The 23565-nt window shown below is 63.0% G+C and carries 23 protein-coding genes and 1 tRNA gene; 12 read left to right on the forward strand and 12 right to left on the reverse strand.

Annotated features, from left to right (window positions below; translation table 11 throughout):
• Window position 1: 1 nt before the first annotated feature.
• The 3 genes from J4P02_RS10835 to pabB all read left to right on the forward strand — a co-directional run bounded on the left by J4P02_RS10835 (window position 2) and on the right by pabB (window position 4009).
• A complete protein-coding gene (locus J4P02_RS10835) occupies window positions 2-1534 on the forward strand; it encodes an inactive transglutaminase family protein (protein ID WP_426189910.1) in 1533 nt (510 codons plus the stop codon).
• Window positions 1534-2520: an alpha-L-glutamate ligase-like protein gene (locus J4P02_RS10840; protein ID WP_426189912.1), complete on the forward strand. Its 987-nt coding sequence runs from the start codon at window positions 1534-1536 to the stop codon at window positions 2518-2520. The genes J4P02_RS10835 and J4P02_RS10840 overlap by 1 nt, the downstream gene beginning before the upstream one ends.
• A 145-nt stretch (window positions 2521-2665) precedes the next feature.
• Window positions 2666-4009: an aminodeoxychorismate synthase component I gene (gene pabB / locus J4P02_RS10845; protein WP_426189914.1), complete on the forward strand. Its 1344-nt coding sequence runs from the start codon at window positions 2666-2668 to the stop codon at window positions 4007-4009.
• A 142-nt stretch (window positions 4010-4151) separates the two neighbouring features.
• On the opposite strand, the gene thrH is transcribed toward pabB, so the two are convergent.
• A complete protein-coding gene (gene thrH, locus J4P02_RS10850) occupies window positions 4152-4769 on the reverse strand; it encodes a bifunctional phosphoserine phosphatase/homoserine phosphotransferase ThrH (protein WP_426189916.1) in 618 nt (205 codons plus the stop codon).
• 172 nt (window positions 4770-4941) lie between these two features.
• On the opposite strand from thrH, the gene J4P02_RS10855 reads away from it, so the two are divergent.
• The 3 genes from J4P02_RS10855 (at window position 4942) to J4P02_RS10865 (ending at window position 8546) form a co-directional block, all read left to right on the forward strand.
• Window positions 4942-5679: a phosphoadenylyl-sulfate reductase gene (locus J4P02_RS10855; protein ID WP_426189998.1), complete on the forward strand. Its 738-nt coding sequence runs from the start codon at window positions 4942-4944 to the stop codon at window positions 5677-5679.
• Between the two features lie 535 nt (window positions 5680-6214).
• A complete protein-coding gene (locus J4P02_RS10860; protein WP_426189918.1) occupies window positions 6215-7762 on the forward strand; it encodes an NCS1 family nucleobase:cation symporter-1 in 1548 nt (515 codons plus the stop codon).
• A 55-nt stretch (window positions 7763-7817) separates the two neighbouring features.
• Window positions 7818-8546, forward strand: coding sequence for an aspartate/glutamate racemase family protein (locus tag J4P02_RS10865; protein WP_426189920.1), 729 nt, complete (start codon window positions 7818-7820; stop codon window positions 8544-8546).
• Window positions 8547-8568: 22 nt separating this feature from the next.
• Here the strand turns inward: J4P02_RS10865 and J4P02_RS10870 are convergent, their stop codons facing one another.
• The gene (locus tag J4P02_RS10870; RefSeq protein WP_426189922.1) at window positions 8569-9492 is read right to left on the reverse strand and encodes a LysR substrate-binding domain-containing protein; all 924 of its coding nucleotides are present in this window, start codon (window positions 9490-9492) and stop codon (window positions 8569-8571) included.
• Window positions 9493-9618: 126 nt separating this feature from the next.
• Between J4P02_RS10870 and J4P02_RS10875 the strand changes: the two genes are divergently transcribed.
• Complete coding sequence (locus J4P02_RS10875; RefSeq protein ID WP_426189924.1) at window positions 9619-10365, forward strand: 3-oxoacyl-ACP reductase family protein; 747 nt, start codon at window positions 9619-9621, stop codon at window positions 10363-10365.
• 86 nt (window positions 10366-10451) lie between these two features.
• On the opposite strand, the gene J4P02_RS10880 is transcribed toward J4P02_RS10875, so the two are convergent.
• The 5 genes from J4P02_RS10880 to J4P02_RS10900 form a co-directional block, all read right to left on the reverse strand.
• Window positions 10452-11147, reverse strand: coding sequence for an HAD-IA family hydrolase (locus J4P02_RS10880; RefSeq protein ID WP_426189926.1), 696 nt, complete (start codon window positions 11145-11147; stop codon window positions 10452-10454).
• A gap of 154 nt (window positions 11148-11301) precedes the next feature.
• Window positions 11302-11463, reverse strand: coding sequence for a hypothetical protein (locus J4P02_RS10885; protein ID WP_426189928.1), 162 nt, complete (start codon window positions 11461-11463; stop codon window positions 11302-11304).
• 98 nt (window positions 11464-11561) lie between these two features.
• A complete protein-coding gene (locus J4P02_RS10890; RefSeq protein WP_426189930.1) occupies window positions 11562-11927 on the reverse strand; it encodes a glycine zipper domain-containing protein in 366 nt (121 codons plus the stop codon).
• 356 nt (window positions 11928-12283) lie between these two features.
• Window positions 12284-12481, reverse strand: coding sequence for a hypothetical protein (locus J4P02_RS10895; RefSeq protein ID WP_426189932.1), 198 nt, complete (start codon window positions 12479-12481; stop codon window positions 12284-12286).
• A gap of 284 nt (window positions 12482-12765) precedes the next feature.
• Window positions 12766-12855: transfer RNA gene (locus J4P02_RS10900), tRNA-Ser, on the reverse strand.
• Window positions 12856-13173: 318 nt separating this feature from the next.
• Between J4P02_RS10900 and J4P02_RS10905 the strand changes: the two genes are divergently transcribed.
• From J4P02_RS10905 to J4P02_RS10915, 3 genes are all read left to right on the forward strand, one after another.
• On the forward strand, window positions 13174-13863 hold the full coding sequence (locus J4P02_RS10905; RefSeq protein WP_426189934.1) for a crotonase/enoyl-CoA hydratase family protein: 690 nt from the start codon (window positions 13174-13176) through the stop codon (window positions 13861-13863).
• Between the two features lie 215 nt (window positions 13864-14078).
• Window positions 14079-14801, forward strand: coding sequence for a lysophospholipid acyltransferase family protein (locus J4P02_RS10910; protein WP_426189936.1), 723 nt, complete (start codon window positions 14079-14081; stop codon window positions 14799-14801).
• A 150-nt stretch (window positions 14802-14951) separates the two neighbouring features.
• Complete coding sequence (locus J4P02_RS10915; protein WP_426189938.1) at window positions 14952-15923, forward strand: magnesium and cobalt transport protein CorA; 972 nt, start codon at window positions 14952-14954, stop codon at window positions 15921-15923.
• Window positions 15924-15965: 42 nt separating this feature from the next.
• On the opposite strand, the gene J4P02_RS10920 is transcribed toward J4P02_RS10915, so the two are convergent.
• From J4P02_RS10920 to J4P02_RS10930, 3 genes are all read right to left on the reverse strand, one after another.
• Entirely contained in the window at window positions 15966-16688 is a 723-nt protein-coding gene (locus J4P02_RS10920) for an amidotransferase (protein ID WP_426189940.1), read from the reverse strand.
• Between the two features lie 105 nt (window positions 16689-16793).
• Window positions 16794-18938 carry a 3-hydroxyacyl-CoA dehydrogenase NAD-binding domain-containing protein gene (locus J4P02_RS10925; protein WP_426189942.1) on the reverse strand — a complete coding sequence of 715 codons (2145 nt, stop codon included), beginning with the start codon at window positions 18936-18938 and terminating at the stop codon, window positions 16794-16796.
• A 25-nt stretch (window positions 18939-18963) separates the two neighbouring features.
• On the reverse strand, window positions 18964-20169 hold the full coding sequence (locus J4P02_RS10930; protein WP_426189944.1) for an acetyl-CoA C-acetyltransferase: 1206 nt from the start codon (window positions 20167-20169) through the stop codon (window positions 18964-18966).
• Window positions 20170-20769: 600 nt separating this feature from the next.
• Between J4P02_RS10930 and J4P02_RS10935 the strand changes: the two genes are divergently transcribed.
• Window positions 20770-21219 (forward strand): rhodanese-like domain-containing protein, encoded by a 450-nt coding sequence (locus J4P02_RS10935; protein WP_426189946.1) that lies wholly within the window; start codon window positions 20770-20772, stop codon window positions 21217-21219.
• The gene (locus J4P02_RS10940) at window positions 21216-22022 is read left to right on the forward strand and encodes a c-type cytochrome (RefSeq protein ID WP_426189948.1); all 807 of its coding nucleotides are present in this window, start codon (window positions 21216-21218) and stop codon (window positions 22020-22022) included. The genes J4P02_RS10935 and J4P02_RS10940 overlap by 4 nt, the downstream gene beginning before the upstream one ends.
• A 48-nt stretch (window positions 22023-22070) precedes the next feature.
• On the opposite strand, the gene J4P02_RS10945 is transcribed toward J4P02_RS10940, so the two are convergent.
• Window positions 22071-23021 (reverse strand): alpha-E domain-containing protein, encoded by a 951-nt coding sequence (locus J4P02_RS10945; RefSeq protein WP_426189950.1) that lies wholly within the window; start codon window positions 23019-23021, stop codon window positions 22071-22073.
• A 141-nt stretch (window positions 23022-23162) separates the two neighbouring features.
• Window positions 23163-23504: a ribonuclease E inhibitor RraB gene (locus tag J4P02_RS10950; protein WP_426189952.1), complete on the reverse strand. Its 342-nt coding sequence runs from the start codon at window positions 23502-23504 to the stop codon at window positions 23163-23165.
• Between the last annotated feature and the right edge of the window lie 61 nt (window positions 23505-23565).

The raw sequence follows: 23565 nt of genomic DNA on the forward strand, positions 1-23565 counted from the left end.
AATGCGCTCTCTTACCCTCCATCTGAAAGTCCTGATCGCCGTGCTGGTGGTGCTGGGCATTTCGATCACGGCCTATCAGATCTTCGTGCTCGGCATTCCGGTAACCGAAGACGCCACCGACGACCTGTGGAATATCGATGCCAAGGTCGAGTTCGTGGCCAACGGCAAGGACCCGATCAAGATCCAGATGTTCGTGCCGCCCCTGAGCCGGGATTACGTGAGCCTCAACGAGAGCTTCATTTCCAACAACTACGGGGTGGCGGTGAACCGCGTCGACGGCAACCGCAAGGTCACCTGGTCGGCACGCCGGGCCAAGGGCAACCAGACCCTGTACTACCGCCTGGTGCTGACCAAGCGCTACAGCGCCGAGAAAGCCAAGGTCAAGGGCCCGACCTTCCGCGACAGCATGGCCGTGGAAGGCCCGGAGAAGATCGCCGCCGAAGCCCTGCTGGCACCGATCCGCCAGCACTCGGCCGACGTCGAGACCTTTATCAGCGAGGCCATCAAGCGGGTCAACAACGCCAACGACGACAACGCCAAGCTGCTGCTGGCGGGGGATCCGTCCAGCGCCAACAAGGCCAAGATCGTCGAACTGCTGCTATCCATCGCCCACGTGCCGGCGGAGAAGGTCCACACCATTCGCCTGGTGGCCGACCAGCCGCAAACCCCGGAGCTCTGGCTGCGCAGCTTCAACGGCACCGACTGGCTGTACTTCAACCCGGAAACCGGCGAACAGGGCATGCCCAGCGACCGCCTGTTGTGGTGGACCGGTGACGACAACCTGATCAGCGTCGATGGCGGCAAGAAGGCCAATGTCACCTTCAGCATGAACAACAGCGAGATGAACGCCATCCGCCTGGCCAAGCTGACCGACGAGAACACCGACGCCAACTTCCTCGAATACTCGCTGTACGGCCTGCCACTGCAAACCCAGCAGACCTTCATGATCATGGTGATGATCCCCATCGGCGTGCTGGTGATCCTGGTGCTGCGCAACCTGATCGGCCTGCAGACCCTGGGCACCTTCACCCCGGTGCTGATCGCCCTGGCATTCCGCGAGACCCAGCTGGGCTTCGGTATCGTGCTGTTCACGGTGATCACCGCGCTGGGGCTGTCGCTGCGCTCCTACCTGGAGCACCTGAAACTGCAGATGCTGCCACGCCTGTCGGTGGTGCTGACCTTCGTCGTGGTGCTGATCGCCGCCATCAGCCTGTTCAGCCACAAACTGGGCCTGGAGCGCGGGCTGTCGGTGGCGCTGTTCCCGATGGTGATCCTGACCATGACCATCGAACGCCTGTCCATCACCTGGGAAGAGCGCGGCGGCGGCCATGCGATGAAAGTCGCGGTGGGCACCCTGTTCGCCGCCTCCCTGGCGCACCTGATCATGAGCGTGCCGGAGCTGGTCTACTTCGTCTTCACCTTCCCGGCGATGCTGCTGATCCTGGTGGGCTTCATGCTGGCGATGGGTCGCTACCGCGGCTACCGCCTGACGGAGCTGGTGCGCTTCAAGGCCTTCGTCAAGGCGGACTCCTGATGTTCGGCCTGTGGAAAACCTGGAAAGCCCTGGAAGCGCGGGGAATCATGGGCATCAACCGGCGTAACGCCGACTACGTGCTCAAGTACAACAAGCGCAGCCTGTACCCGATCGTGGATGACAAGATCATCACCAAGGAACGGGCGATCAAGGCCGGCATCCATGTGCCGGAGCTGTACGGGGTGATTTCCACCGAGAAGGAAATCGACAAGCTCGACCAGATCATCGGTAACCGCAACGACTTCGTGATCAAGCCGGCCCAGGGCGCCGGCGGCGACGGCATCATCGTGATCGCCGACCGCTTCGAGGGCCGCTACCGCACCGTGTCCGGGAAGATCATCAGCCACGAGGAGATCGAGCACCATATCTCCAGCATCCTCACCGGCCTGTATTCCCTGGGCGGCCACCGCGACCGCGCGCTGATCGAGTACCGGGTGACCCCGGACCAGATCTTCAAGAGCATCAGCTACGAAGGCGTGCCGGACATCCGCATCATCGTGCTCATGGGCTACCCAGTGATGGCCATGCTGCGCCTGCCGACCCGCCAGTCCGGGGGCAAGGCCAACCTGCACCAGGGCGCCATCGGCGTCGGCGTCGACCTGGCCACCGGCCTGACCCTGCGCGGCACCTGGCTGAACAACATCATCGCCAAGCACCCGGACACCACCAACGCGGTGGACGGCGTGCAACTGCCCTACTGGGACGGTTTCATGAAACTGGCGGCCGGCTGCTACGAGCTCTGCGGCCTGGGCTACATCGGCGTGGACATGGTCCTGGACCAGGACAAAGGCCCGCTGATTCTCGAACTCAATGCGCGGCCGGGGCTGAATATCCAGATCGCCAACGACTGCGGCCTGACCCAACGCACCCACGCCATCGAAGCCCACCTTGAGCAACTCAAGGCCCAGGGCATCGAGGAAAGCGTCGAGGAACGGGTGCGCTTTGCCCAGGAGCTGTTCGGCCATATTCCCGCCGTCGAAGGCTGAGGCAGATTCTCTGGCCGCAGCTCAGGGCGGCGGCCAGAAGTCGGTAAATACGCCGCCTGACCGGCAATCGCCGACATCCCCCTAGGAGCAAATCCTGCAGAGGCATACAATCGCCAACCGCGCTCCGATGGCTGATTTGCCCCGCATGTTGACCTGTTCCGTACACCCGCTTCCCTATCGCGCCAACCCTGCCGAGTATTTCGCGGCAATCGAACACGCTCCCGGTGCCGTGCTGCTGGACAGCGGCCGGCCCAGTGCCGAGCGCGGGCGCTACGACCTGCTCAGCGCCTGGCCGGTGGACGAGTTCGCCGTGGCTGCCGACGAGAGCGGCGCCGAATTCCTCCAACGCCTGCGTGACAGCCTCGCGCGGCTAGGCCCGGCCCAGGTGCCCACGCCCTATGAACTGCCCTTCGCCGGCGGGCTGATCGGCTACCTGAGCTACGACTTCGGCCGGCATCTGGAGCGCCTGCCGAGCCAGGCCCGAGACGACCTGCACCTGCCCGATGCGCGCCTGGGGCTGTATGCCTGGGCACTGATCAACGACCATCAGGCCGGCAGCAGCCAGCTGCTGTTCCACCCCAGCCTGCCGGCTAGCGAACGCCAGCGGCTGATCCAGCTGTTCGAGCAGGGGCCCGTGGCTGCAACCGGCGCGTTCCAGCTCAGCGGCCCGATGCAGGCCGACCTGACGGCCGAGGATTACCGCCAGGCGTTCCAGCGCATCCAGCAGTACATCCAGGCCGGCGACTGCTATCAGGTGAACTTCGCCCAACGTTTTCGCGGCCAGTACCAGGGCGACCCCTGGGTGGCCTATTGCGCCTTGCGCGCCTCCTGCCCCACGCCGTTTTCCGGCTTCCAGCGCCTGGCCGATGGCGGCGCGCTGCTGAGCCTGTCGCCGGAGCGTTTTGTCCATGTCAGCCAGGGCCAGGTGGAAACCCGGCCGATCAAGGGCACCCGCCCCCGCGGCCGAGATGCCGTGGAGGATGCCGCCAACGCCGCCGAGCTGCTGGCCAGCCCCAAGGACCGGGCGGAAAACCTGATGATCGTCGACCTGTTGCGCAACGACCTGGGGCGCAGTTGCCGCACCGGAACGGTACGGGTGCCCGAGCTGTTCAGCCTGGAGAGCTACCCCAACGTGCACCACCTGGTGAGCAGCGTTACCGGCGAACTGGCGCCCGGCAAGGACGCCCTGGACCTGATTGCCGGCAGCTTCCCCGGCGGCTCGATCACCGGCGCGCCGAAGATCCGCTCGATGCAGATCATCGACGAACTGGAACCGACGCGCCGCGCCCTGTACTGCGGCTCGCTGCTGTACCTGGATGTGCGCGGGGCAATGGACAGTTCGATCGCCATCCGCAGCCTGCTGGCCAAGGACGGGCAGATCTGTTGCTGGGGCGGCGGCGGGATAGTCGCGGATTCGGACTGGCAGGCGGAGTACCAGGAATCCATCACCAAGGTGCGGGTGTTGCTGGAGACCTTGCAGGGGCTTTAGGGACTCGCCTACAAGAGCACGCCGTTCACCTGCCCGTAGGAGCTGGCCGGGCGGCGTTCCGCTTGCCAGCGAAGGCGTTGGCAGGATTTGCGCAAAATCCAAGGGCCCCTTCGCCGGCAAGCCGGCTCCTACGAGAGCGGTTTTACAGGCTCAAGGTGCGGTTGGAGGCCTTGATGAATTCCTGCTTCAGCTCCGCGAAGCTGTGCACCGCCGGGAACTGCGGGAACTCGCGAATCACGTTGTCCGGGGCGTGGAACAGGATGCCGGCATCGGCCTCGCCCAGCATCGTCGTGTCGTTGTAGGAATCCCCCGCCGCGATCACCCGGTAGTACAGGCCCTTGAAGGCCAGCACCGACTGGCGCTTGGGGTCTTTCTGGCGCAGCTGATAACCCGTGACCCGGCCACTGTCGTCGGTGATCAGCCGATGGCAGAGCAGGGTCGGGAAGCCCAGCTGGCGCATCAGCGGCTGGGAGAATTCATAGAAGGTGTCGGACAGGATCACCACCTGGAAACGCTCGCGCAGCCAGTCGACGAACTCCACCGCGCCGTCCAGGGGCTTGAGGGTGGCGATCACTTCCTGGATATCGGCCAGCTTCAGGCCGTGCTCGTCGAGAATCCGCAGGCGCTGCTGCATCAGTACGTCGTAGTCGGGAATATCCCGGGTGGTGGCCTTGAGGGAGGCAATCCCGGTTTTTTCGGCAAAGGCGATCCAGATTTCCGGGACCAGTACACCTTCCAGATCGAGACAGGCGATTTCCACGAGACACTCCCATTGGTTCTGATTATTGATATTGAGCGAGCAAAAGGACTGCCGAACTCTAGCGATTCGCCCCACACGGCGCAACGCAGAGGAGCACGCCAGGGCCCTGTGGATTTTGTTAAGATCGCCCTCCTATAGAGCGCACAGCGCCACCGACCTGCAGGAACCCGCCCTGATGAGCCAAACGTTCGACGTCGCTGAACTTGCCGCGACCTATGCCAACAAATCCGCCCAGGACATTCTCAAGCTGGCTTTCGCCCAGTTTGGCGACGACCTGTGGATCTCCTTCAGCGGTGCCGAGGACGTGGTGCTGGTGGACATGGCCTGGAAGCTGAACAAGAACGTCAAGGTGTTCAGCCTCGACACCGGGCGCCTGCACCCCGAGACCTATCGTTTTATCGATCAGGTGCGCGAGCACTACCAGATCGCTATCGAGCTGATCTCGCCGGACCACAGCAAGCTCGAACCCTTCGTCAAGGAAAAGGGCCTGTTCAGCTTCTACAAGGACGGCCATGGCGAATGCTGCGGCATCCGCAAGATCGAACCGCTGCGGCGCAAGCTGTCCACGGTCAGCGCCTGGGCCACCGGCCAGCGCCGCGACCAGAGCCCGGGCACCCGCAGCCAGGTGGCGGTGCTGGAGATCGACAGCGCCTTCTCCACCCCGGAACGCCCCCTGTACAAGTTCAACCCGCTGGCGCAGATGAGCAGCGAGGAGATCTGGGGTTATATCCGCATGCTCGAACTGCCCTACAACAGCCTGCACGAGCGCGGTTTCATCAGCATCGGCTGCGAACCCTGCACCCGCCCGGTGCTGCCGAACCAGCACGAGCGCGAAGGTCGCTGGTGGTGGGAGGAAGCCACCCAGAAGGAATGCGGCCTGCACGCCGGCAATATCATCAGCAAAGCCTGATTACGTGACTCCCGCATAAACCGGCTTGCTGACCAAAGGGCTCCTTATATCTGTAGGAGCCAGCTTGCCGGCGAAGAGGCCCCAAAGCCTGGCCCCCTCAGCCGCCTTGTTTCGCGCAAAAACTGTACACAGAAATGTCACCTTATGTGCCATTTTTGTGTGCACTTGCAAAACTCCCGCCCCAAAAGGTGACAGGCCTCGCGCCTGGCTGCCCCACGCCGCTTGCAGCGGAAAAATAAATAGCTGTTCGAACGGTCAATTTTTAACCTATTGATTTCATCGGCTTATGCCAAGTCAATAACCAAACGAAATCAACGAAGAGATTTATAGCGGCAAAACTGGCATGGAAGTGGCTTTAGTGACCCTGTGTTTTGTATACAAAATTAGCAAAACATACACACACTAATGTCTGCATGCCCGTTGCCTCGACCCAGGCTGCAGATGCCCCGAACCCAGTGATTCCCACCTGTGACGAAGATTGTCGGGCCTTGGGCTCAAGCACAGTCATCCAGGGCCGGAATCAGGAGCCGCCGGAATGCACACCAGCCCTTCCAATGACATCGCACTGGATCTGCCCTCCTCGCCGCACTCGTACAACCTGCAACAACCCCTGGCCGGAAACCCTACGGGCCATACCTCCCTCAGCCCGCGCCTGCACAACCACGACCTGGCTCCCACCAAGGCCGAAGGACGGCGCTGGGGTGGCTACAGCATCTTCGCCCTGTGGACCAACGATGTGCACAACATCGCCAACTACTCCTTCGCCATCGGCCTCTACGCCCTGGGCCTGGGGGGCTGGCAGATCCTGTTGTCGCTGGGTATCGGCGCGGCGTTGGTGTACTTCTTCATGAACCTGTCGGGCTACATGGGGCAGAAGACCGGAGTGCCCTTCCCGGTGATCAGCCGCATCGCCTTCGGCATCCACGGCGCGCAGATTCCGGCCTTGATTCGTGCGGTGATCGCCATTGCCTGGTTCGGCATCCAGACCTACCTGGCCTCGGTGGTGTTCCGCGTGCTGCTCACGGCCATCCACCCGGGTTTCGCCGACTACGACCACAACTCGATCCTCGGCCTGTCGAGCCTGGGCTGGGCCTGTTTCGTGATCATCTGGCTGGTGCAGTTGGTGATCCTCGCCTACGGCATGGAGATGATCCGTCGTTATGAAGCCTTTGCCGGGCCGATCATTCTTCTGACCGTGGCCTGCCTGGCCGGGTGGATGTACAGCCAGGCCGACGGGCAGATCGCCTGGTCGATTCGCGAGCCCCTGAGCGGTGGCGAGATGTGGCGGCAGATCTTCGCCGGTGGCGCCCTGTGGCTGGCGATCTACGGCACCCTGGTGCTCAACTTCTGCGACTTCGCCCGCTCCTCGCCGTGCCGCAAGACCATCCGCGTCGGCAACTTCTGGGGCCTGCCGGTGAATATCCTGGTGTTCGCCAGCATCACCGTGCTGCTGTGCGGCGCGCAGTTCCAGATCAACGGCCAGGTCATCGAAAGCCCGACCCAGATCATCGCCTCGATCCCCAATACCCTGTTCCTGGTGCTGGGTTGCCTGGCGTTCCTGATCGTCACCGTGGCGGTGAATATCATGGCCAACTTCGTCGCCCCGGCCTTCGTCCTCAGCAACCTGGCGCCCAAGTACCTGAACTTTCGCCGCGCCGGGCTGATCAGCGCCGCCATCGCCGTGCTGATCCTGCCGTGGAACCTCTACAACAGCCCGCTGGTGATCGTGTATTTCCTCTCCGGGCTCGGCGCCCTGCTGGGCCCGCTGTACGGGGTGATCATGGTGGACTACTGGATCCTGCGCAAAGCCCGGATCAACGTGCCGCAGCTCTATAGCGAAGACCCCCAGGGCGCCTATTTCTACAGCCGCGGGGTCAACCTGCGGGCCGTGGCGGCCTTCGTTCCGGCGGCGCTGATCGCCATTGTCCTGGCCCTGGTGCCGGGCTTTGCCAGCGTCTCGCCGTTTTCCTGGCTGATCGGCGCCAGCATCGCCGCCCTGCTGTACCTGATCATCGCCAAGCGCCAGCCCGAGTACGTCGATGTCAGCGGCGAAGCCATCGCCGTGGACAGCGTCAACCATTGAACCTGCCGGGCCCGCTGCGGCGGGCCACGCAGCCAACCACCAGCAAGGAATTCCCATGCGTATTCTCGTCGTCAACGTCAACACCAGCGACAGCATCACCCAGGCCATCGCCCGCCAGGCCCAGAGCGTGGCCGCCCCAGGTACCGAGATTGTCGGCCTGACGCCCTTCTTCGGCGCCGAATCGGTGGAAGGCAACTTCGAAAGCTACCTGGCGGCGATTGCCGTGATGGACCGGGTACTGGCCTACGACCAGCCCTATGACGCGGTAATCCAGGCCGGCTACGGCGAGCACGGCCGCGAAGGCCTGCAGGAGCTGCTGCAGGTACCGGTGGTGGACATCACCGATGCCGCCGCCAGCACCGCGATGTTCCTGGGCCATGCCTATTCGGTGGTCACCACCCTGGACCGCACCGTGCCGCTGATCGAAGACCGCCTGAAGCTCTCCGGCCTGTATGCACGCTGCGCCTCGGTACGGGCCAGCGGCCTGGCGGTGCTGGAACTGGAAGAAGACCCGCAGCGGGCGGTGGCGGCCATAGTGCAGCAGGCCGAGCGAGCGGTGAGCGAGGACAAGGCCGAAGTCATTTGCCTGGGCTGCGGCGGCATGGCCGGCCTGGATGAACAGATCCGCCAGCGCACCGGGGTGCCGGTGGTGGACGGGGTGACGGCAGCAGTGACCATCGCCGAATCCCTGGTGCGCCTTGGGCTTTCCACCTCCAAGGTGCGGACCTATGCCACGCCCCGGTCGAAGAAGGTGATCGGCTGGCCGATGCGCTTCGGCCATTGAACGAGCACCGGCCAGTGCCGTATCAGACGGCGCTGAAGCGTTGCCCCAGGCCTTGCTCGGCGAACTGCTGGATAAGGAAATCGACAAAGGCCCGGGTCTTGCCCGGCAACAGACGGTGCTCGGCGTAGTAGATCGAAATGCTGCCGTCATCCACATACCAGTCCGCCAGCACCCGCTGCAGGGTGCCGGCCTCGAGGAAACTCAAGGCGAACGGCAGGCTTACCAGGGCAATCCCCAGCCCCTGTGCCGCAGCGCCGCACGCCGCCTGGGAGTCGCTCATGGTCATGCTGGCCCTGAGTTCCAGGGGCTTGAGCGCCTGCCCGGGCCCGGTCAGTTGCCAGGAACGCACGCGGCCGGTCTGTGGCGAGCGAATCAGGATGCCCCGGCAATGCCGCAAGTCCTCTGGCTGTCGCACCGGCTCGCGCCCTGCCAGGTACTCCGGCGCCGCCACCAGCACCCGGTGAGCCGGGGCCAGGCGCCGCGCCACCACCCCCAACGGCAGCTCGAAGCCGCCGCCGATGGCCGCGTCGAAGCCCTGGCCAATCAGGTCCACTTGTCGATTATCGAAATGCCAGTCCGGGCTGATGGCCGGGTAGCGCCGCAGGAATTCCCCCAGCAACGGCACTATGTAGAGCGCGCCGAATGCCGTGCCCATGCTCACCTTCAGTGTGCCGGCCGGGCGTCCCTGGGAGCTGGCGAGGTTGGCCACCGCATTGTGGATGGTGTGCAGGCTGTCACCGACCTGATCGAGAAACAGTTGCCCGGCTTCGGTCAGGGTCAGGCTGCGGGTACTGCGCTGGAACAGCCGCACGCCCAGGCGCGACTCCAGCTTGGCAACACTCTTGCCCACTGCCGCCGGGGTCAGCCCCAGGCGTCGCGCGGCCTCGGCAAAGCTGCCGACTTCGGCGCTGCGAACGAAACACTCGATACTGCTGAAGGCTTCCATGGGCACTGATTCTCAACTTTTGGTTTACATAGAGTAGAGGAATTACCTGCTACACAGGGACTAATCAACGGTCGATACTCGCCTCCAAGCACAAGGCATCCCGGCCTTGAAACTCTGGAGAAGCACATGAGCATCTATGACCTCAACGGCAAAGTGGCCCTGATCCAAGGCGGTTCCCGCGGCATTGGCGCAGCCATTGTCGAACGCCTGGCGGCAGAAGGCGCCAGCGTCGCCTTTACCTACGTCAGTTCGGCGAGCAAGGCCCAGGCCCTGCAGGAACGCATCACCGCCCGGGGCGGCAAGGCCCTGGCGATCCAGGCCGACAGCGCCGATGCCGAGGCCATTCGCCGCGCGGTGAAGGACACCGCCGAGACCTTCGGCCGCCTCGATATCCTGGTCAACAACGCAGGCGTGCTGGCCGTCGCGCCCCTGGACGAATTCAAGCTGGAAGACTTCGACCAGACCCTGGCGATCAACGTGCGCAGCGTATTTATCGCCACCCAGGAAGCCGCTCGGCATATGGGCGAAGGCGGTCGCATCATCAACATCGGCAGCACCAACGCCGACCGCATGCCCTTCGCCGGTGGCGGCCCCTATGCCATGAGCAAGGCCGCCCTGGTGGGCCTGACCAAGGGCCTGGCCCGTGATCTGGGCCCGCGGGGCATCACCATCAATAATGTCCAGCCGGGGCCGGTGGACACCGACATGAACCCCGCCGACAGTGATTTCGCCGCGAGCCTGATGGATTTGATGGCTATCCGCCGTTATGGCCACGCTGAGGAAGTCGCCGGTTTCGTCGCCTACCTGGCCAGCCCTGAAGCGGGTTATATCACCGGCGCCAGCCTGACCATCGACGGTGGTTTCGGCGCCTGACCCAGCACCATGAAAAACGGCTCGCCGGTCATCGGCGAGCCGTTTTTCGTGGCCATAGCAGCAGCGCTTTGCTGCCCGTCAGCCCCTCAGGACCAGTGCAGGTGCGGCAGACCGCAAGCGGCCGGCTGAAAACCCTTGAGCGAACGGATGATGCCGCTGGCATGGGCGAACTTGCTGTCGGCCATGGCCGGATCGGGCACCGCGATCACGCTCATGCCGGCGGCCCTGGCGGCGGTCACGCCAAAGGGCGAGTCCTCGAACACCAGGCATTCGGCAGGCGCCACACCCAGGCGGCGGGCAGCGGTAAGGAAGATATCCGGCGCCGGCTTGGCGGCCGTCACTTCCGGGTCGTCGGCGGTGACGATGGTGTCGAACAGGGCGAACCAGTCGCCATGGCGGGTGGTTTTCTCGCCGAATGACAGCTGCGACGAACTGGTGCCGACAGCGATGGGAATCTGGTGCTGCTTCAAATGCTCCACCAGTTGCCGAGCCCCGGGCATGGCCTCGGCACGGGGAAAGCGCTCGCGCATCAGCGGCTCGCGCATCACCAGGAACTCTTCGGCGCTGATCGGCAGGTCCAGGGCTTCCACCACATAGCGCGCCAGATCAGTTGCGCCACGCCCGATGATGTTCTGCTTGATGCTCCAGTCGTAGGTGCGGCCATAGCGCTCGGCGATCAACTGGGTGATCTCGGTGTAGATGCCCTCGGTGTCCAGGAGCAGCCCGTCCATATCGAAAATCACGGCCTTGATCGGCCCCAAAGCATTCAACTGTGCATTCATCGCATCTGATCCGTTAGCAAAGGTGGATTCCAGGGAGCGGCTCAGGTACGGCCCGGCCTGTTTGGCAACACGCAGATTAAAGGGTTCAGCAGCATAGCGGCGGGGCTGGGTCGGGAGCAACCAGGGGCAGGTATGGCGATGGGGGGGGGCGCTTTCAGTCTTCGCTCTCGGGCTCGTCGTCATGCTGTTCGGGCTCTTGCAGCAGCGGCACCAGCGCATCGTCGAGCAAGGAGCCGGGGTCTTCATTGCCCGGGTCATTGATCAGCAGTGGGTCGCTCGAGGCGGGGTCGCTATCAGCGTGTGGCTTGCGCGGCATGATCGTCTCCCGGGGCATTGGCACAGGTTACTTGCAAGTATGGCAGCGCCCAGAAAAAACCCGGCGCAAGGCCGGGTTTTGTTCAACGGGTTCGAGCATCAATGACGCTTCTTGTGACCCATGCTGCTGCCCAGTGCGCCGCCTGCCGCGCCACCGATACCGGCGCCGACGGTTGCGCCAGTGCTGCCACCCAGGCGATTGCCGATCAGCGAACCACCGGCCGAACCCAGGCCGCCACCAATGGCCGCCTTGGCCCGGCTGCCCTTGCGCGCACCCGCGGCACTGCCCGCCGCACCAGCAACGCCGGCACCGATGGCTGCGCCAGTGCTGCCGCCCAACTGTTGCCCGACCACATTGCCCAGCGCGCCGCCGAGGCCGCCGCCGATGGCTGCAGTGCCATCACCGGCCATTGCGCCTTGAGCCAGCAGAAGACCCACAACCAGGGCAGGAAGAGTTGCACGCATGAATTGAAACCTCAAAAAAGACTGTCGGACTGACATGAAAAAACCACCGGCACGCCCCTCGAAACGAGGGCCCGCAACGCTTTGCGGTAGCTCTGCGGTGGTTTTGACCGCTGATTCTAAAAGAGTTTTATCACCGCGCAAAAAAAAGCCCGCTGGGGAACGGGCTAGGGGTTTTGCTTTTTAACGGATGAGCTGAGCCTACTCAGGCAGATGTGAACAAATCGTGAAAAAAACACCGCCTAGCCTGCCTCCGGTCCCTTCGACCAACAATCGTGCGTTTCGGCAATCGGCAGTGCTGCCTGCGGGGCGCACTGCAGTCCATGAAAAAGCCCCGCCAGGGGCGGGGCTCTCATCACTCAAATGCGCTTGCGCTTGGGCAGCGCCTTGGGAAAGAACATCGTGTTACTGGCGACCGGCGAAGTCGCGGTTCGATTTTTACCCACGGCACTCGGCGCGGGCTGTGCTTGCGCTTCGAATGCGGCCTGGCCACAACGCAGCAGATTGTTGATTGGGAACTCATCCCCGTTGTCTTCGATATAGGCAAGACTCCTCATCTCCCAGCTCCCTCCAACAACCGACCCGTACCGGCAAACTCCCGTTGCCTGGAAAATACGCGTCGTCACGGCGTTTCAGACTAGACAGTCATTCGCCGACCTGCTGAGCAAATCCGTCCTGGAACGACGAGCGGCTCGATGGCAGAGGGAAGCTTGACCCAGGGCAAGTTTCAGTGGGTGATAGGCAATGACTGATTGCTCTGCTGTCTTGCCTTGAGCTTTATACAGGCAACAAAAAACCCCTGAAAATTCAGCATTTTCAGGGGTTTTGTTTGTAGCGAATTTGGCGGTGAAGGAGAGATTCGAACTCTCGATACAGTTTCCTGTATACACACTTTCCAGGCGTGCTCCTTAAGCCACTCGGACACTTCACCGTATCTCTTCAAACCGATTCAGTCTGTCGAGGCGCGCTAATGTAGTCGATAGCTTTTCAGATGGCAAACTTTTTTTTCAGAATTTTCATGCGCTTAAGGCCGATCCGTCTCTGGCGGGGGTTCCTTGCCGTTCGTAGCAAGGCAAACCGGCCATTCTTCGGCCTCGCCCGCTTCTATATAGAAGAACCCATGCCCTGGCTGCAGGGGCATGCAGGGCGATGGGCCGCGCCCAACCTGACTCATCAGTCAGTCACGGCGCTTTACCGCAGCTATCGCGCTGGGTAACTTCTGCTGCACTTCAATACAAGGAATTGCGTCATGAGTGAGTTGATTACCTACCACCTCGAAGACGGTATCGCGACCCTGACCTTGAGCAACGGCAAGGTCAATGCCATCTCCCCGGACGTGATTGCCGCCTTCAATGCCGCCCTGGACCAGGCCACCGCCGACCGTGCGGTGGTGATCATCACCGGCCAGCCGGGGATTCTTTCCGGTGGCTATGACCTCAAGGTGATGACCGCCGGCCCCAAGGAAGCCGTAGCCCTGGTCACCCAGGGTTCGACCCTGGCCCGCCGCCTGCTGTCGCACCCTTATCCGGTGATCGTCGCCTGCCCGGGCCATGCCGTGGCCAAAGGGGCTTTCCTGCTGCTCTCGGCGGACTACCGGATCGGTGTCGACGGCCCATTCAGCATCGGCCTCAACGAAGTGCAGATCGGCATGACCATGCACCACGCCGGCATCGAGCTGGCCCGTGATCGCCTGCGTCGTTCGGCGTTCCATCGCTCGGTGATCAATGGCGAGATGTTCGACCCGCAAGGCGCAGTGGATGCTGGTTTCCTCGACAAACTGGTCAGCGCCGAAGAATTGCCGGCTGCCGCCCTGGCCGCCGCGCGGCAGTTGAAGAAGATCAATATGCTGGCCCACAAGAACACCAAGCTGAAGGTGCGCAAGGAACTGCTGGAAACCCTGGACAACGCCATCCTCCAGGATCAGCAGCACCTGGGCTAAGGCTTCTGCCGCTCGCTCCCGAGCCCGGCCCCTGTGCCGGGCTTTTTATTGCCTGCCCCCCCTGCCCCGTCGCCAACCGCTCTGGAACGCTGCTGCCAGACATAGGCGGAAACATGCTGGCAAACATCGTCCATCTCCCGACAGAGCACGGCAATTGCCGAAAACAGTGCACATCCGTACACTTCGCCACCTTTTGTCCCCGGTGAGCCGTTTAGATGCTGTATCTGCTTCGCATGTCATTGATGGGCCTGCATTTTATCGTCGCTGGCAGCCTGGGCCTGCTACTCGGCCTGTGCCGCCCGTTCAACCCGGACAACAGCCGCCTGTGCGCCCGCCTCTATGCCTGGCCGGCCATGCGCATTCTCGGCCTGCGGGTCCAGGCCGAGGTCGGGCCCTTGATGGACAAACCCGACGGTTGCGTGATCATCGCCAACCACCAGTCCAACTACGACCTGTTCGCCTTCGGCAACGTGGTGCCCAAGCGCACCGTGTGCATCGGCAAGAAAAGCCTGAAATGGGTGCCGCTGTTCGGCCAGTTGTTCTGGCTGGCGGGCAACGTGCTGATCGACCGTGGCAACCCGCAGAAGGCCCGGCGCTCGATGCTCACCACCACCCACACCCTGCAGCACAAGAACACCTCGATCTGGGTCTTTCCCGAGGGCACGCGCAACCTGGGCCAGGAGCTGCTGCCGTTCAAGAAAGGCGCGTTCCAGATGGCCATTGCCGCCGGCGTGCCGATCGTCCCGGTGTGCGTCAGCAGCTATATCAAGCAGATGCGCCTGAACCGCTGGAACAGCGGCAAGATCCTCATCCGCTCGCTGCCGGCGATCCCCACCGCCGGGCTGACCATGGACGATATGCCCCAGCTGATCGCCCAGTGCCGCGAGCAGATGCGCGAGTGCATCGCCACTATGGATCGCCAGTTGCAATCGGCCTGAACCTGCCGGCAAGCTACACCCAGCCCGCCTTGCGCGGGCTTTTTTATTGGCTGGCGAACTCCAGCATTGGCACTGACTCTGATGCAGCATTGCAGGCTAAGCTGCTGCTGATACGTCCGCCCCACCGATAACAAGAAGCGAACTTGAACCATGGGTAGAGTTGTTGCTGCCGCCGTCTACAGCCGCGGCAAGAAAGTCACTGATATCAGCCTCGACGAAGGGGCTGCCTGGGCCGCGAAACCTGGCCACTTCGTGTGGATCGGCCTGGAAGAACCCAACGCCCACGAGCTGGCCAACCTGCAACGCCAGTTCAACCTGCACGAACTGGCCATCGAGGATGCCCTGGAGAAGCACAGCCGGCCCAAGCTGGAAACCTTCGGCGATGCCCTATTTATCGTCACCTATTCGCCGGTGCGCACTGAGGGCAAGCTGGAGTTCATCGAGACTCACATCTTCGCCGGCAACGGCTACATCATCACCGCCCGCAATGGCCACTCGGCCTCCTACGGCTATGTGCGGCAACGCTGCGAGGCGCGGCCGCTGCTGCTGGAGCACGGCGAAGACTTCGTGCTCTACGCCCTGCTGGATTTCGTCACCGAGAACTATCAGCCGGTGAGCGAGGCCATCCACAGCGAGATCGACGAGCTGGAACGCAACGTGCTGGGCAAGGCGCTGAATGAAAAGGACATTCACAACCTGCACAGCCTGCGTCGTGACGTACTGCGCCTGCGTCGCCATGTGGCGCCCATGGTGGAGATCAGCGAGGAGCTGCAGAAGCTCAGCTTCCCGTTTATCGACAAGAACATGCGGCCGTATTTCCGTGACGTGCAGATTCACGTTACGCGGCAGATGGAAGACCTTTCCACCCTGCGCGATATCGCCAGCCAGACCATCGAGATCGGCGTGTTGCTGGAGGCTTCGCGGCAGAGCATCGTGCAGCGCAAGTTCGCCGCCTGGGCCGCGATCCTGGCGTTTCCCACCGCGGTGGCAGGGATCTACGGGATGAACTTCCAGAACATGCCGGAACTGAGCTGGCACTACGGCTACTTTGGCGTACTGGGTTTTATCAGCCTGGGCTGCGTCGGCCTCTGGGCCAGCTTCAAGCGTTCCGGCTGGCTCTGAGGGGCAAGGCCCTGCGCACAGGTGACAGGGCCATCAGCGGGGTCAGGCGGCCTTGGGCTTGTGGGCGACAAAACGCATCATCCACTCGGCCACGGTGGCGCCATGGTGCTCGTGCGCCAGGCTGGCCACGCCCTTCTGGTAGACCTGCTCGCCGAGAAACTCCTGGCGCAGTTCCAGCAGTGCGCGGGAATAGTCGTGGATGAACTCCGGGTGGCCCTGGAAGCACAGCACCTGGTCGTTGATGTGGTAGGCCGCATAAGGGCAGAAATCGCTGGAGGCGATCACCGTGGCGTTGTCCGGCAAGGCGGTGACCTGGTCCTGATGGCTGATCAGCAGGGTCAGCTCTTCCACCACCGGGCTCATCCATGGCGCCTTGGCGGCCAGCTTGTAGCTGTGGGTACCCACGCCCCAGCCCTGGCTGGCGCGCTCGCTCTTGCCCCCCAGCAGCAGGGCCAGCAACTGATGGCCGAAGCAGATGCCCAGCAGTTTGTCGCCACGCTCGTAGCGGTCCAGCAGGTAGGTCTTGAGGGTCTGGATCCAGGGGTCGCTGCCAAAGGAATCGGCCTTGCTGCCGGTTACCAGGTAGGCGTCGAATTCCAGCTCGTCAGCGGGGTAGTCGCCCTGCACCACGTTGTACACGCTGAACTGGGCGGCGATCGGCTGCTGGGAAAACAGGCGCTGGAACATCTGCCCGTAACCCTGATATTGATCGACCAGTTCGGGACGCAGGATATCGGTTTCAAGAATGCAGATGCGTAGCGACATAAAAAATTCCTGACAAGGCGATGGCAATAACGAACAGCCCAGAGCCTGCCTTGAAATACCACGGCAAGGCAAGCCCCGGAGTGTGTCATTGCGGTGCTGTCAGGCTTAGAACAGCTGCCCCTGGCGGGCCTTTTCCAGCAGCAGCGCCGGCGGCCGGAAACGCTCGCCATATTGCTCGGCCAGGTACTGCGCGCGGGCGACGAAATCCTGCACGCCGTACTGGTTGATGAACTGCAGGGCACCACCGCTCCAGGCGGCGAAACCTATGCCGAACACCGAGCCGATATTGGCGTCCGCGGTGGAATGCAGCACCCCCTCCTCCACGCAGCGCACGGTCTCGATGGCCTGGACGAACAGCAGGCGGTCGCGCACGTCCTGGGGCGAGATCTGCCCCTCAGCCCGATAGAAGCGCGTGCGCAACCCTGGCCACAGGTGTTTCTGCCCTGCGGCCGGGTAGTCGTAGAAACCGCCACCGGCCGCCTTGCCTGCGCGCTTGTACTCATTGAGCAACAGGTCGATCACGGTAAAGGCCGGGTGTTCGATGGCGGGCTTGCCTTCGGCCTGTAGGTCCTTGAGGGTCTGCTGGCGGATATGGTTCATCAGGCTCAGGGACACTTCATCGGAGATCGCCAGCGGGCCGATCGGCATCCCGGCCTTGCGCGCCTCGGTTTCGATCATGGGTGCGGCGATGCCCTCGCCCAGCATGGCGATACCTTCATTGGTGAAGGTGCCGAACACCCGGGAGGTGAAGAAGCCGCGACTGTCGTTGACCACGATCGGGGTTTTGTTGATCTGCAGTACGAAGTCGAACCCCCGGGCCAGGGTTTCATCGCTGGTCTTCTCGCCCTTGATGATTTCCACCAGGGGCATCTTTTCCACCGGGCTGAAGAAATGCAGGCCGATGAACTTGTCCGGGTTGGGCACCGCGTCGGCCAGGCCGGTTATCGGCAGGGTCGAGGTGTTGGAGGCAATCACCGCATCCTTGCCCACCACCTGCTGCGCCGCCCGGGAGACCTTGGCCTTGAGTTCACGATCCTCGTACACCGCTTCGATAATCAGGTCGCAACCGGCCAGGTCGGCGTCCTCGGCGGTGGTCTGGATGCGCGCCAGGATCGCCTCGCGCTGCGCTTCGCTGAGGCCGCCACGGGCCACCTTCTTCGCCAGCAGCGCGGCGCAGTGGGCCTTGCCCTTCTCCGCCGCTTCCCGCGTGACGTCCTTGAGCACCACCTCGATGCCCGCCACGGCGCTGACCTGGGCAATGCCGGCACCCATCATGCCGGCCCCCAGCACGCCGAGCTTTTTCGTCGCTTGCACGGCAATGCCCTGCGGGCGCGAGCCGCCGGCATTGATCTGGTTGAGCTGGAACCAGAAGGTGCCAATCATGTTCTTCGCTACCTGGCCGGTGGTCAGCTCGGTGAAGTAGCGGGTCTCGATCAATTGCGCGGTGTCGAAATCCACCTGGGCGCCCTCGACGGCAGCACAGAGGATCTTCTCCGGCGCCGGGAAGCAGCCCTGGGTCTTGGTGCGCAAGATCGACGGCGCGATGGCCAACATCTGCGCCACCTTGGGGTTGGCCGGCGTGCCACCGGGAATCTGGTAGCCGCGCACATCCCAGGGTTGCTGGGCGGCCGGGTTGGCCAGGATCCAGGCCCGGGCCTTGGCCAGGAGGTCGTCGCTGTCGCTGGCCAACTGATGGATCAGGCCGACCTGCAATGCCTGCTGCGGCCGCACCTTCTTGCCTTCCAGTAGATACGGCAAGGCCTTTTCCAGGCCCAGCAGGCGCACCATGCGCACCACCCCGCCGCCACCGGGCAACAGGCCCAGGGTGACTTCCGGCAGGCCGATCCGCAGTGTTTCATCGTCCAGGGCAACCCGGTGCTGGCAGGCCAGGCAGATCTCCCAGCCGCCACCCAGGGCCGTGCCATTGATCGCGGCCACCACCGGCTTGCCGAGGGTTTCCAAGGCCCGCAACTGGCCCTTGAGCACCAGCACCATGTCGTAGAAGGCCTGGGCCTCGGGCTTGCCGACCTTGATCAGTTCATTGAGATCGCCGCCGGCGAAGAAGGTCTTTTTCGCCGAGGTGATGATCACTCCGGCAATCGACTCCTGTTCGGCCTGCAGGCGGGCCACGGCGCCAGCCATGGCGTCGCGGTACACAGCATTCATGGTGTTGGCGCTCTGGCCCGGCATATCGATGGTCAGGACCACGATCTGGTCCTGGCCCTTTTGGTAGCGGATGGCATCGGTCATAAAGGCAATTCCTTGAAGTCGGGGCTCAGAGGCGTTCGATGATGGTGGCGATACCCATTCCGCCGCCGACACACAGGGTCGCCAGGCCGTAGCGCTGGCGCCGGGCTTCCAGTTCGTCGAGCAAGGTGCCGAGGATCGCGCAGCCGGTAGCGCCCAGGGGGTGGCCCATGGCGATGGAACCGCCGTTGACATTGACCTTGGCCGGGTCGATGGCCATGTCCTTGATGAACTTGAGCACCACCGAGGCGAAGGCTTCGTTGACTTCGAACAGATCGATGTCCTCGACCCGCAGCCCGGCCCTGGCCAAGGCCTTGCGGGTGGCCGGCGCCGGGCCGGTGAGCATGATGGTGGGGTCGGTGCTGGTGACCGCGGTAGCGATGATCCGCGCCCGGGGCTTGAGCCCCAGTTCGCGCCCCTTGGCTTCGGAACCGATAAGCATCAGCGCCGAACCGTCGACTATCCCCGAGCTGTTGCCCGGGGTATGCACATGGTCGATGCGCTCCACATGGCTGTAGACCCGCAGTGCGGTGGCATCGAAGCCCATCTGCCCCATCATCTCGAAGCTCGGCTTGAGCTTGCCCAGGCCTTCCAGGGTGGAGTCACCACGAATGAATTCGTCTTGCCCCAGCAGCAGGATGCCGTTCTGGTCGCGCACCGGTACCAGGGACTTGTCGAAGGCGCCACTGGCGCGGGCGCGGGCGGCCTTCTGCTGGGATTGCAGGGCGAACTGGTCGACGTCCTGGCGGCTGAAGCCCTCCAGGGTGGCGATCAGGTCCGCGCCGATGCCCTGGGGGGTGAAATGGCTGTGCAGGTTGGTTTCGGGGTCCAGCACCCAGGCGCCGCCATCGCTGCCCATGGGCACCCGCGACATGGATTCGACACCGCCCACCACCACCAGGTCCTCGAAGCCCGAGCGCACCTTCATCGCCCCCAGGTTGACCGCTTCCAGGCCCGAGGCGCAGAAGCGATTGATCTGCACCCCGGCCACGCTGACATCCCAGTCCGCGGCCTGGACCGCGGTCTTGGCGATGTCGGCCCCCTGATCACCAATGGGCGTCACACAGCCCAGCACCACGTCGTCCACTTGGCTGGTGTCCAGCTCGCAGCGTTGTTGCAGGGCCCGTAGCAGGCCAGCCACCAGGTTCACCGGTTTCACACTGTGCAGGGCGCCATCAGCCTTGCCTTTGCCACGGGGCGTGCGTAATGCATCGAATATCAACGCTTGGGTCATGACGTCCTCGAACCGCTGTGCAGGGGAAAATGTCGAGGTTCCACCTTAGGCGCGACAGCCATGGATTCAATGACCGATACGCTCAGCCGCCTTGACGCCGATGCTCAGACGAACGGTAGCCTGCTAAGAGATCCATCGACAAAGGGTCGCGAGCTGTCTAACCAGAGGGCGGCCAAGCCCCGGCGCGGCGGGCTTATAGCGGTTAAATAAATTGCTTTGGTCAACTCATACGAATTGGATCTAAGCCAGGGGATTCAAGGCCTCTAAGGTAGGAAATGTAGGAAGTCCCGGACGGTTCTTGCGCTGGGACCGGTAAGAAAAAAGTCACATAACCGGCTCATAGTGAAAACAAAGGACCGGCGTGCATTGATGCTCAGGAATAACAACAAAAGGCATTCAGCCATGTTCAAACATTCGAAAGTCCGTCAAGCGGGGCTCATCCTCTTTGCAACCACGCTGCTGCTGATCTTGCCGAACCTCACCAAAGTGATCGGCTGATCCGTGACTGCTCGCTCAACGAGTCGCGAAATTGTCCCCCGGTTGCTACCGGGGGGCCGACTTGTGTGCCAGTCTTCCTGAGGAACATCACGGGGAAGACTCATGCGCCAATGGATTGCACTGGCCACGCTGCTGAGCATGCACACAGCAAGCGCCGGAATCATCGACGTCAACCGTGCGGTGGACGAAATCAATGACGGCGCGCTGATCCTCGACCTGCGCAACGACAGCGACTTTGCCGCCGGCAATGTGCACAACTCGCTGCAGGTCGATCTCGAACTGGAGGACGGCACCGGCATCAGCGCCGAGGGCCTGGCCTACCAGTTGCGCAAGGTGGTGCTGGACCCCAACGCCACGGTGGTGATCTACAGCGACACCAACCAGCATGCCCTGGAAGCCGAAGACACCCTGCTCAAGCGCGGCTATTTCGGTATCGTGAACGGCGGCAACTACGAAGAACTCCGGGATGCACTGTTCGACCATGTGTCGCGCCCCGACGACGTGCTCCCCGGCGACGAACCCACTGACGACGATCTTACGGCCATCAATTGAAAGCTCTCTTCCTTTGCGCCGCTCTGTTATTGAGCGGCCCCCTGCAGGCTGCACAACTGCTGATCGACCTGGGCTCCGGCAGCCGTACCTGGCAAACCGCCGAGCTGCTCGGACACCCCGAAGCCCGGGATATCAGCATCCCCAACGATGTGTCCTACAAGCGCGACATGCATTACCGGGCGGTGCCCCTGGCGGCTCTGTTGCAGGGGCTCAAGCCCGAGGATCATCTGCAGATCGTGGCCCTGGATGGTTTTGCCGCGGAACTCGGTGCCGCGCCCCTGCTGCAACGCCAAGGCGCCCGGGCCTGGCTGGCCATCGAAGACCCGGCCAACCCTTGGCCCCCCCTGGCAGCAGGCAAACCCGGTGCCGGCCCCTTCTACCTGGTGTGGAGCGACCCGGCCACCGGGCATATCAGCCCTGAGCAATGGCCGTTCCAGGTGGCCCGCATCCAGCGTATGGCGCCGGTGGCGGAGCGTTTTCCGGCCATGGCACCGGACCCGAAGCTAGCGGCCAACTCACCGATCAACCAGGGGTTCGCCCTGTTCCAGAAGAACTGCCTGGCCTGCCACCGGCTCAATGGCGCCGGCGACTCCCAGTTCGGCCCGGACCTGAATATTCCCTACAACCCCACCGAGTATTTCAGCGGCGATTTCCTCAAGCGCTATATCCGCGACCCGCAAAGCCTGCGGCGCTGGCCCCAGGCGAAGATGCCCGGCTTTGCCAGCACGGTGCTGCCGGATGCCGAGCTGGAGCTGTTGTTGGGTTATCTGCGGCATATGGCCGGGCGCAAGCAGCAGCCCTAGGGGCTCGCCCCTTTATCGGCAAGCCCGCTTTCCAGGCAGTCGCGGGCCTTAAGCAGGCGCCAGATAGGCTCGGTGAATGGCATCGCCCAACTGGCGCACCCGGGGGATGAACTCGGTCAGCCAGGTGTGCAGGCCCTGACCAAGGATTTCATCGATACCGATGCAGCACAGGCGTGCGTCCATCTCCGCCGCCAGCTGCTGGGCCGGACGTCCATTGATCCCGGGCAGGCCATCGAGGATCTGTTCGATCTCCTCGGTGCAGGCCCGCAGCGAACGCGGCACGTCGGCCCGCAACAGCAGCAGCTCGGCCACATGCCGGGCCTCGGGGGCTTCGCGATAGATCTCGGTATAGGCCTCGAAGGACGACAAGGCCCGCAGCAAGGCACTCCACTGGTAGTAGGCATGGGCTGTGCCATCGCTAAGCGCAGCGGCCCGCTCACCCGCCATCTCGTAGCGGGCACCGAGCAGGCGCAAGGTATTGTCGGCACGCTCGATAAAGGTGCCCAGGCGAATGAAGCGAAAGGCGTCGTTGCGCATCAGGGTGCCGTAGGATGCCCCACGAAACAGGTGCGAACGCTGCTTGATCCACTCGCAGAAGCGCTGCATGCCATAGGCACTGAGGCCCTGGCGGGCGATCTGCTGAATGTCCAGCCAGGTGGCGTTGATGTTCTCCCACATATCGGTGGTGATCCGCCCACGCACCCCATGGGCACAGCCCCGGGCCGCCCCCAGACAGTTGTAGATACTGGCGGGGTTGCTCCCATCCAGAGCAAAAAACTGCAACAGGCCTTCGGCATGCAGGTTGATATGGCGGTTCAGGTAATCGTCCAGGGTGCCGGTGATGCGCAATGGCATGGCCAGCTCGTGCAAACCATCCCCGCGTCCGTCCTGGGGCATCAGCGACAGCGAATGGCTGGCATCGAGCATCCGCGCCAGGTTCTCCGCACGCTCCAGATAGCGGGACATCCAGTACAGATCCGATGCGCTTCGACTCAACATGACAGGCTTCCTTAATCCTCGACCGCTCTTCCCTTTTGGCCACCTGTACAGTGGCCTGGCTTGGCCCTTTTGCGCCCCCTGAAAGCACAATTGGCCGACCTTGAGGTCAGCCAATTGCCGGTTGCGATACCCGCATTCAGGCTATATCAGCCGCCTGCGGACCTCATGCTTGACTCCCCAGCCTTCAATAATGCCACCCAAGGGCTCGACCACTGCCTCGAAGTCCTGCTCAAAATCCCCGATGCCGCCATGGGTGGCGTACATCACCTTGCTCAGCTCCAGGTACCAGGCGCCGTCATCACGCACGCTGATCTGGGCATTCAAGGACTCACCGCGAAACTGTTCTGCCGCCCTGCGCGCCCGCTCCTCGTCCGGGAAAATGGCGTAGAACTCGATGGGATGGAATCGTGAAAAGTCGAAACCGCCTTCTTTCATGCGGCGCAACACACTGCTGCTGAGGTCTTCTTGAAAGGCTGTGCTCATGAAACGTCCTCCTCAAACCGATGGATAGACTTTCCGTGTTTCCCGACTCATCAGATACAAC

This window comes from Pseudomonas sp. NFXW11 (assembly GCF_049887815.1).
In the GTDB taxonomy this organism is placed as follows: domain Bacteria; phylum Pseudomonadota; class Gammaproteobacteria; order Pseudomonadales; family Pseudomonadaceae; genus Aquipseudomonas.

Bases quoted from the DNA above. Each gene is read 5' to 3' on its own strand.
- J4P02_RS10835 (WP_426189910.1), top strand. From the start codon at position 2: ATGCGCTCTCTTACCCTCCATCTGAAAGTCCTGATCGCCGTGCTGGTG.
- J4P02_RS10840 (WP_426189912.1), top strand. From the start codon at position 1,534: ATGTTCGGCCTGTGGAAAACCTGGAAAGCCCTGGAAGCGCGGGGAATC.
- pabB (WP_426189914.1), top strand. From the start codon at position 2,666: ATGTTGACCTGTTCCGTACACCCGCTTCCCTATCGCGCCAACCCTGCC.
- J4P02_RS10860 (WP_426189918.1), top strand. From the start codon at position 6,215: ATGCACACCAGCCCTTCCAATGACATCGCACTGGATCTGCCCTCCTCG.
- J4P02_RS10865 (WP_426189920.1), top strand. From the start codon at position 7,818: ATGCGTATTCTCGTCGTCAACGTCAACACCAGCGACAGCATCACCCAG.
- J4P02_RS10870 (WP_426189922.1), bottom strand. From the start codon at position 9,492: ATGGAAGCCTTCAGCAGTATCGAGTGTTTCGTTCGCAGCGCCGAAGTC.
- J4P02_RS10875 (WP_426189924.1), top strand. From the start codon at position 9,619: ATGAGCATCTATGACCTCAACGGCAAAGTGGCCCTGATCCAAGGCGGT.
- J4P02_RS10880 (WP_426189926.1), bottom strand. From the start codon at position 11,147: ATGAATGCACAGTTGAATGCTTTGGGGCCGATCAAGGCCGTGATTTTC.
- J4P02_RS10885 (WP_426189928.1), bottom strand. From the start codon at position 11,463: ATGCCGCGCAAGCCACACGCTGATAGCGACCCCGCCTCGAGCGACCCA.
- J4P02_RS10890 (WP_426189930.1), bottom strand. From the start codon at position 11,927: ATGCGTGCAACTCTTCCTGCCCTGGTTGTGGGTCTTCTGCTGGCTCAA.
- J4P02_RS10895 (WP_426189932.1), bottom strand. From the start codon at position 12,481: ATGAGGAGTCTTGCCTATATCGAAGACAACGGGGATGAGTTCCCAATC.
- J4P02_RS10905 (WP_426189934.1), top strand. From the start codon at position 13,174: ATGAGTGAGTTGATTACCTACCACCTCGAAGACGGTATCGCGACCCTG.
- J4P02_RS10910 (WP_426189936.1), top strand. From the start codon at position 14,079: ATGCTGTATCTGCTTCGCATGTCATTGATGGGCCTGCATTTTATCGTC.
- J4P02_RS10915 (WP_426189938.1), top strand. From the start codon at position 14,952: ATGGGTAGAGTTGTTGCTGCCGCCGTCTACAGCCGCGGCAAGAAAGTC.
- J4P02_RS10920 (WP_426189940.1), bottom strand. From the start codon at position 16,688: ATGTCGCTACGCATCTGCATTCTTGAAACCGATATCCTGCGTCCCGAA.
- J4P02_RS10925 (WP_426189942.1), bottom strand. From the start codon at position 18,938: ATGACCGATGCCATCCGCTACCAAAAGGGCCAGGACCAGATCGTGGTC.
- J4P02_RS10930 (WP_426189944.1), bottom strand. From the start codon at position 20,169: ATGACCCAAGCGTTGATATTCGATGCATTACGCACGCCCCGTGGCAAA.
- J4P02_RS10935 (WP_426189946.1), top strand. From the start codon at position 20,770: ATGCGCCAATGGATTGCACTGGCCACGCTGCTGAGCATGCACACAGCA.
- J4P02_RS10945 (WP_426189950.1), bottom strand. From the start codon at position 23,021: ATGTTGAGTCGAAGCGCATCGGATCTGTACTGGATGTCCCGCTATCTG.
- J4P02_RS10950 (WP_426189952.1), bottom strand. From the start codon at position 23,504: ATGAGCACAGCCTTTCAAGAAGACCTCAGCAGCAGTGTGTTGCGCCGC.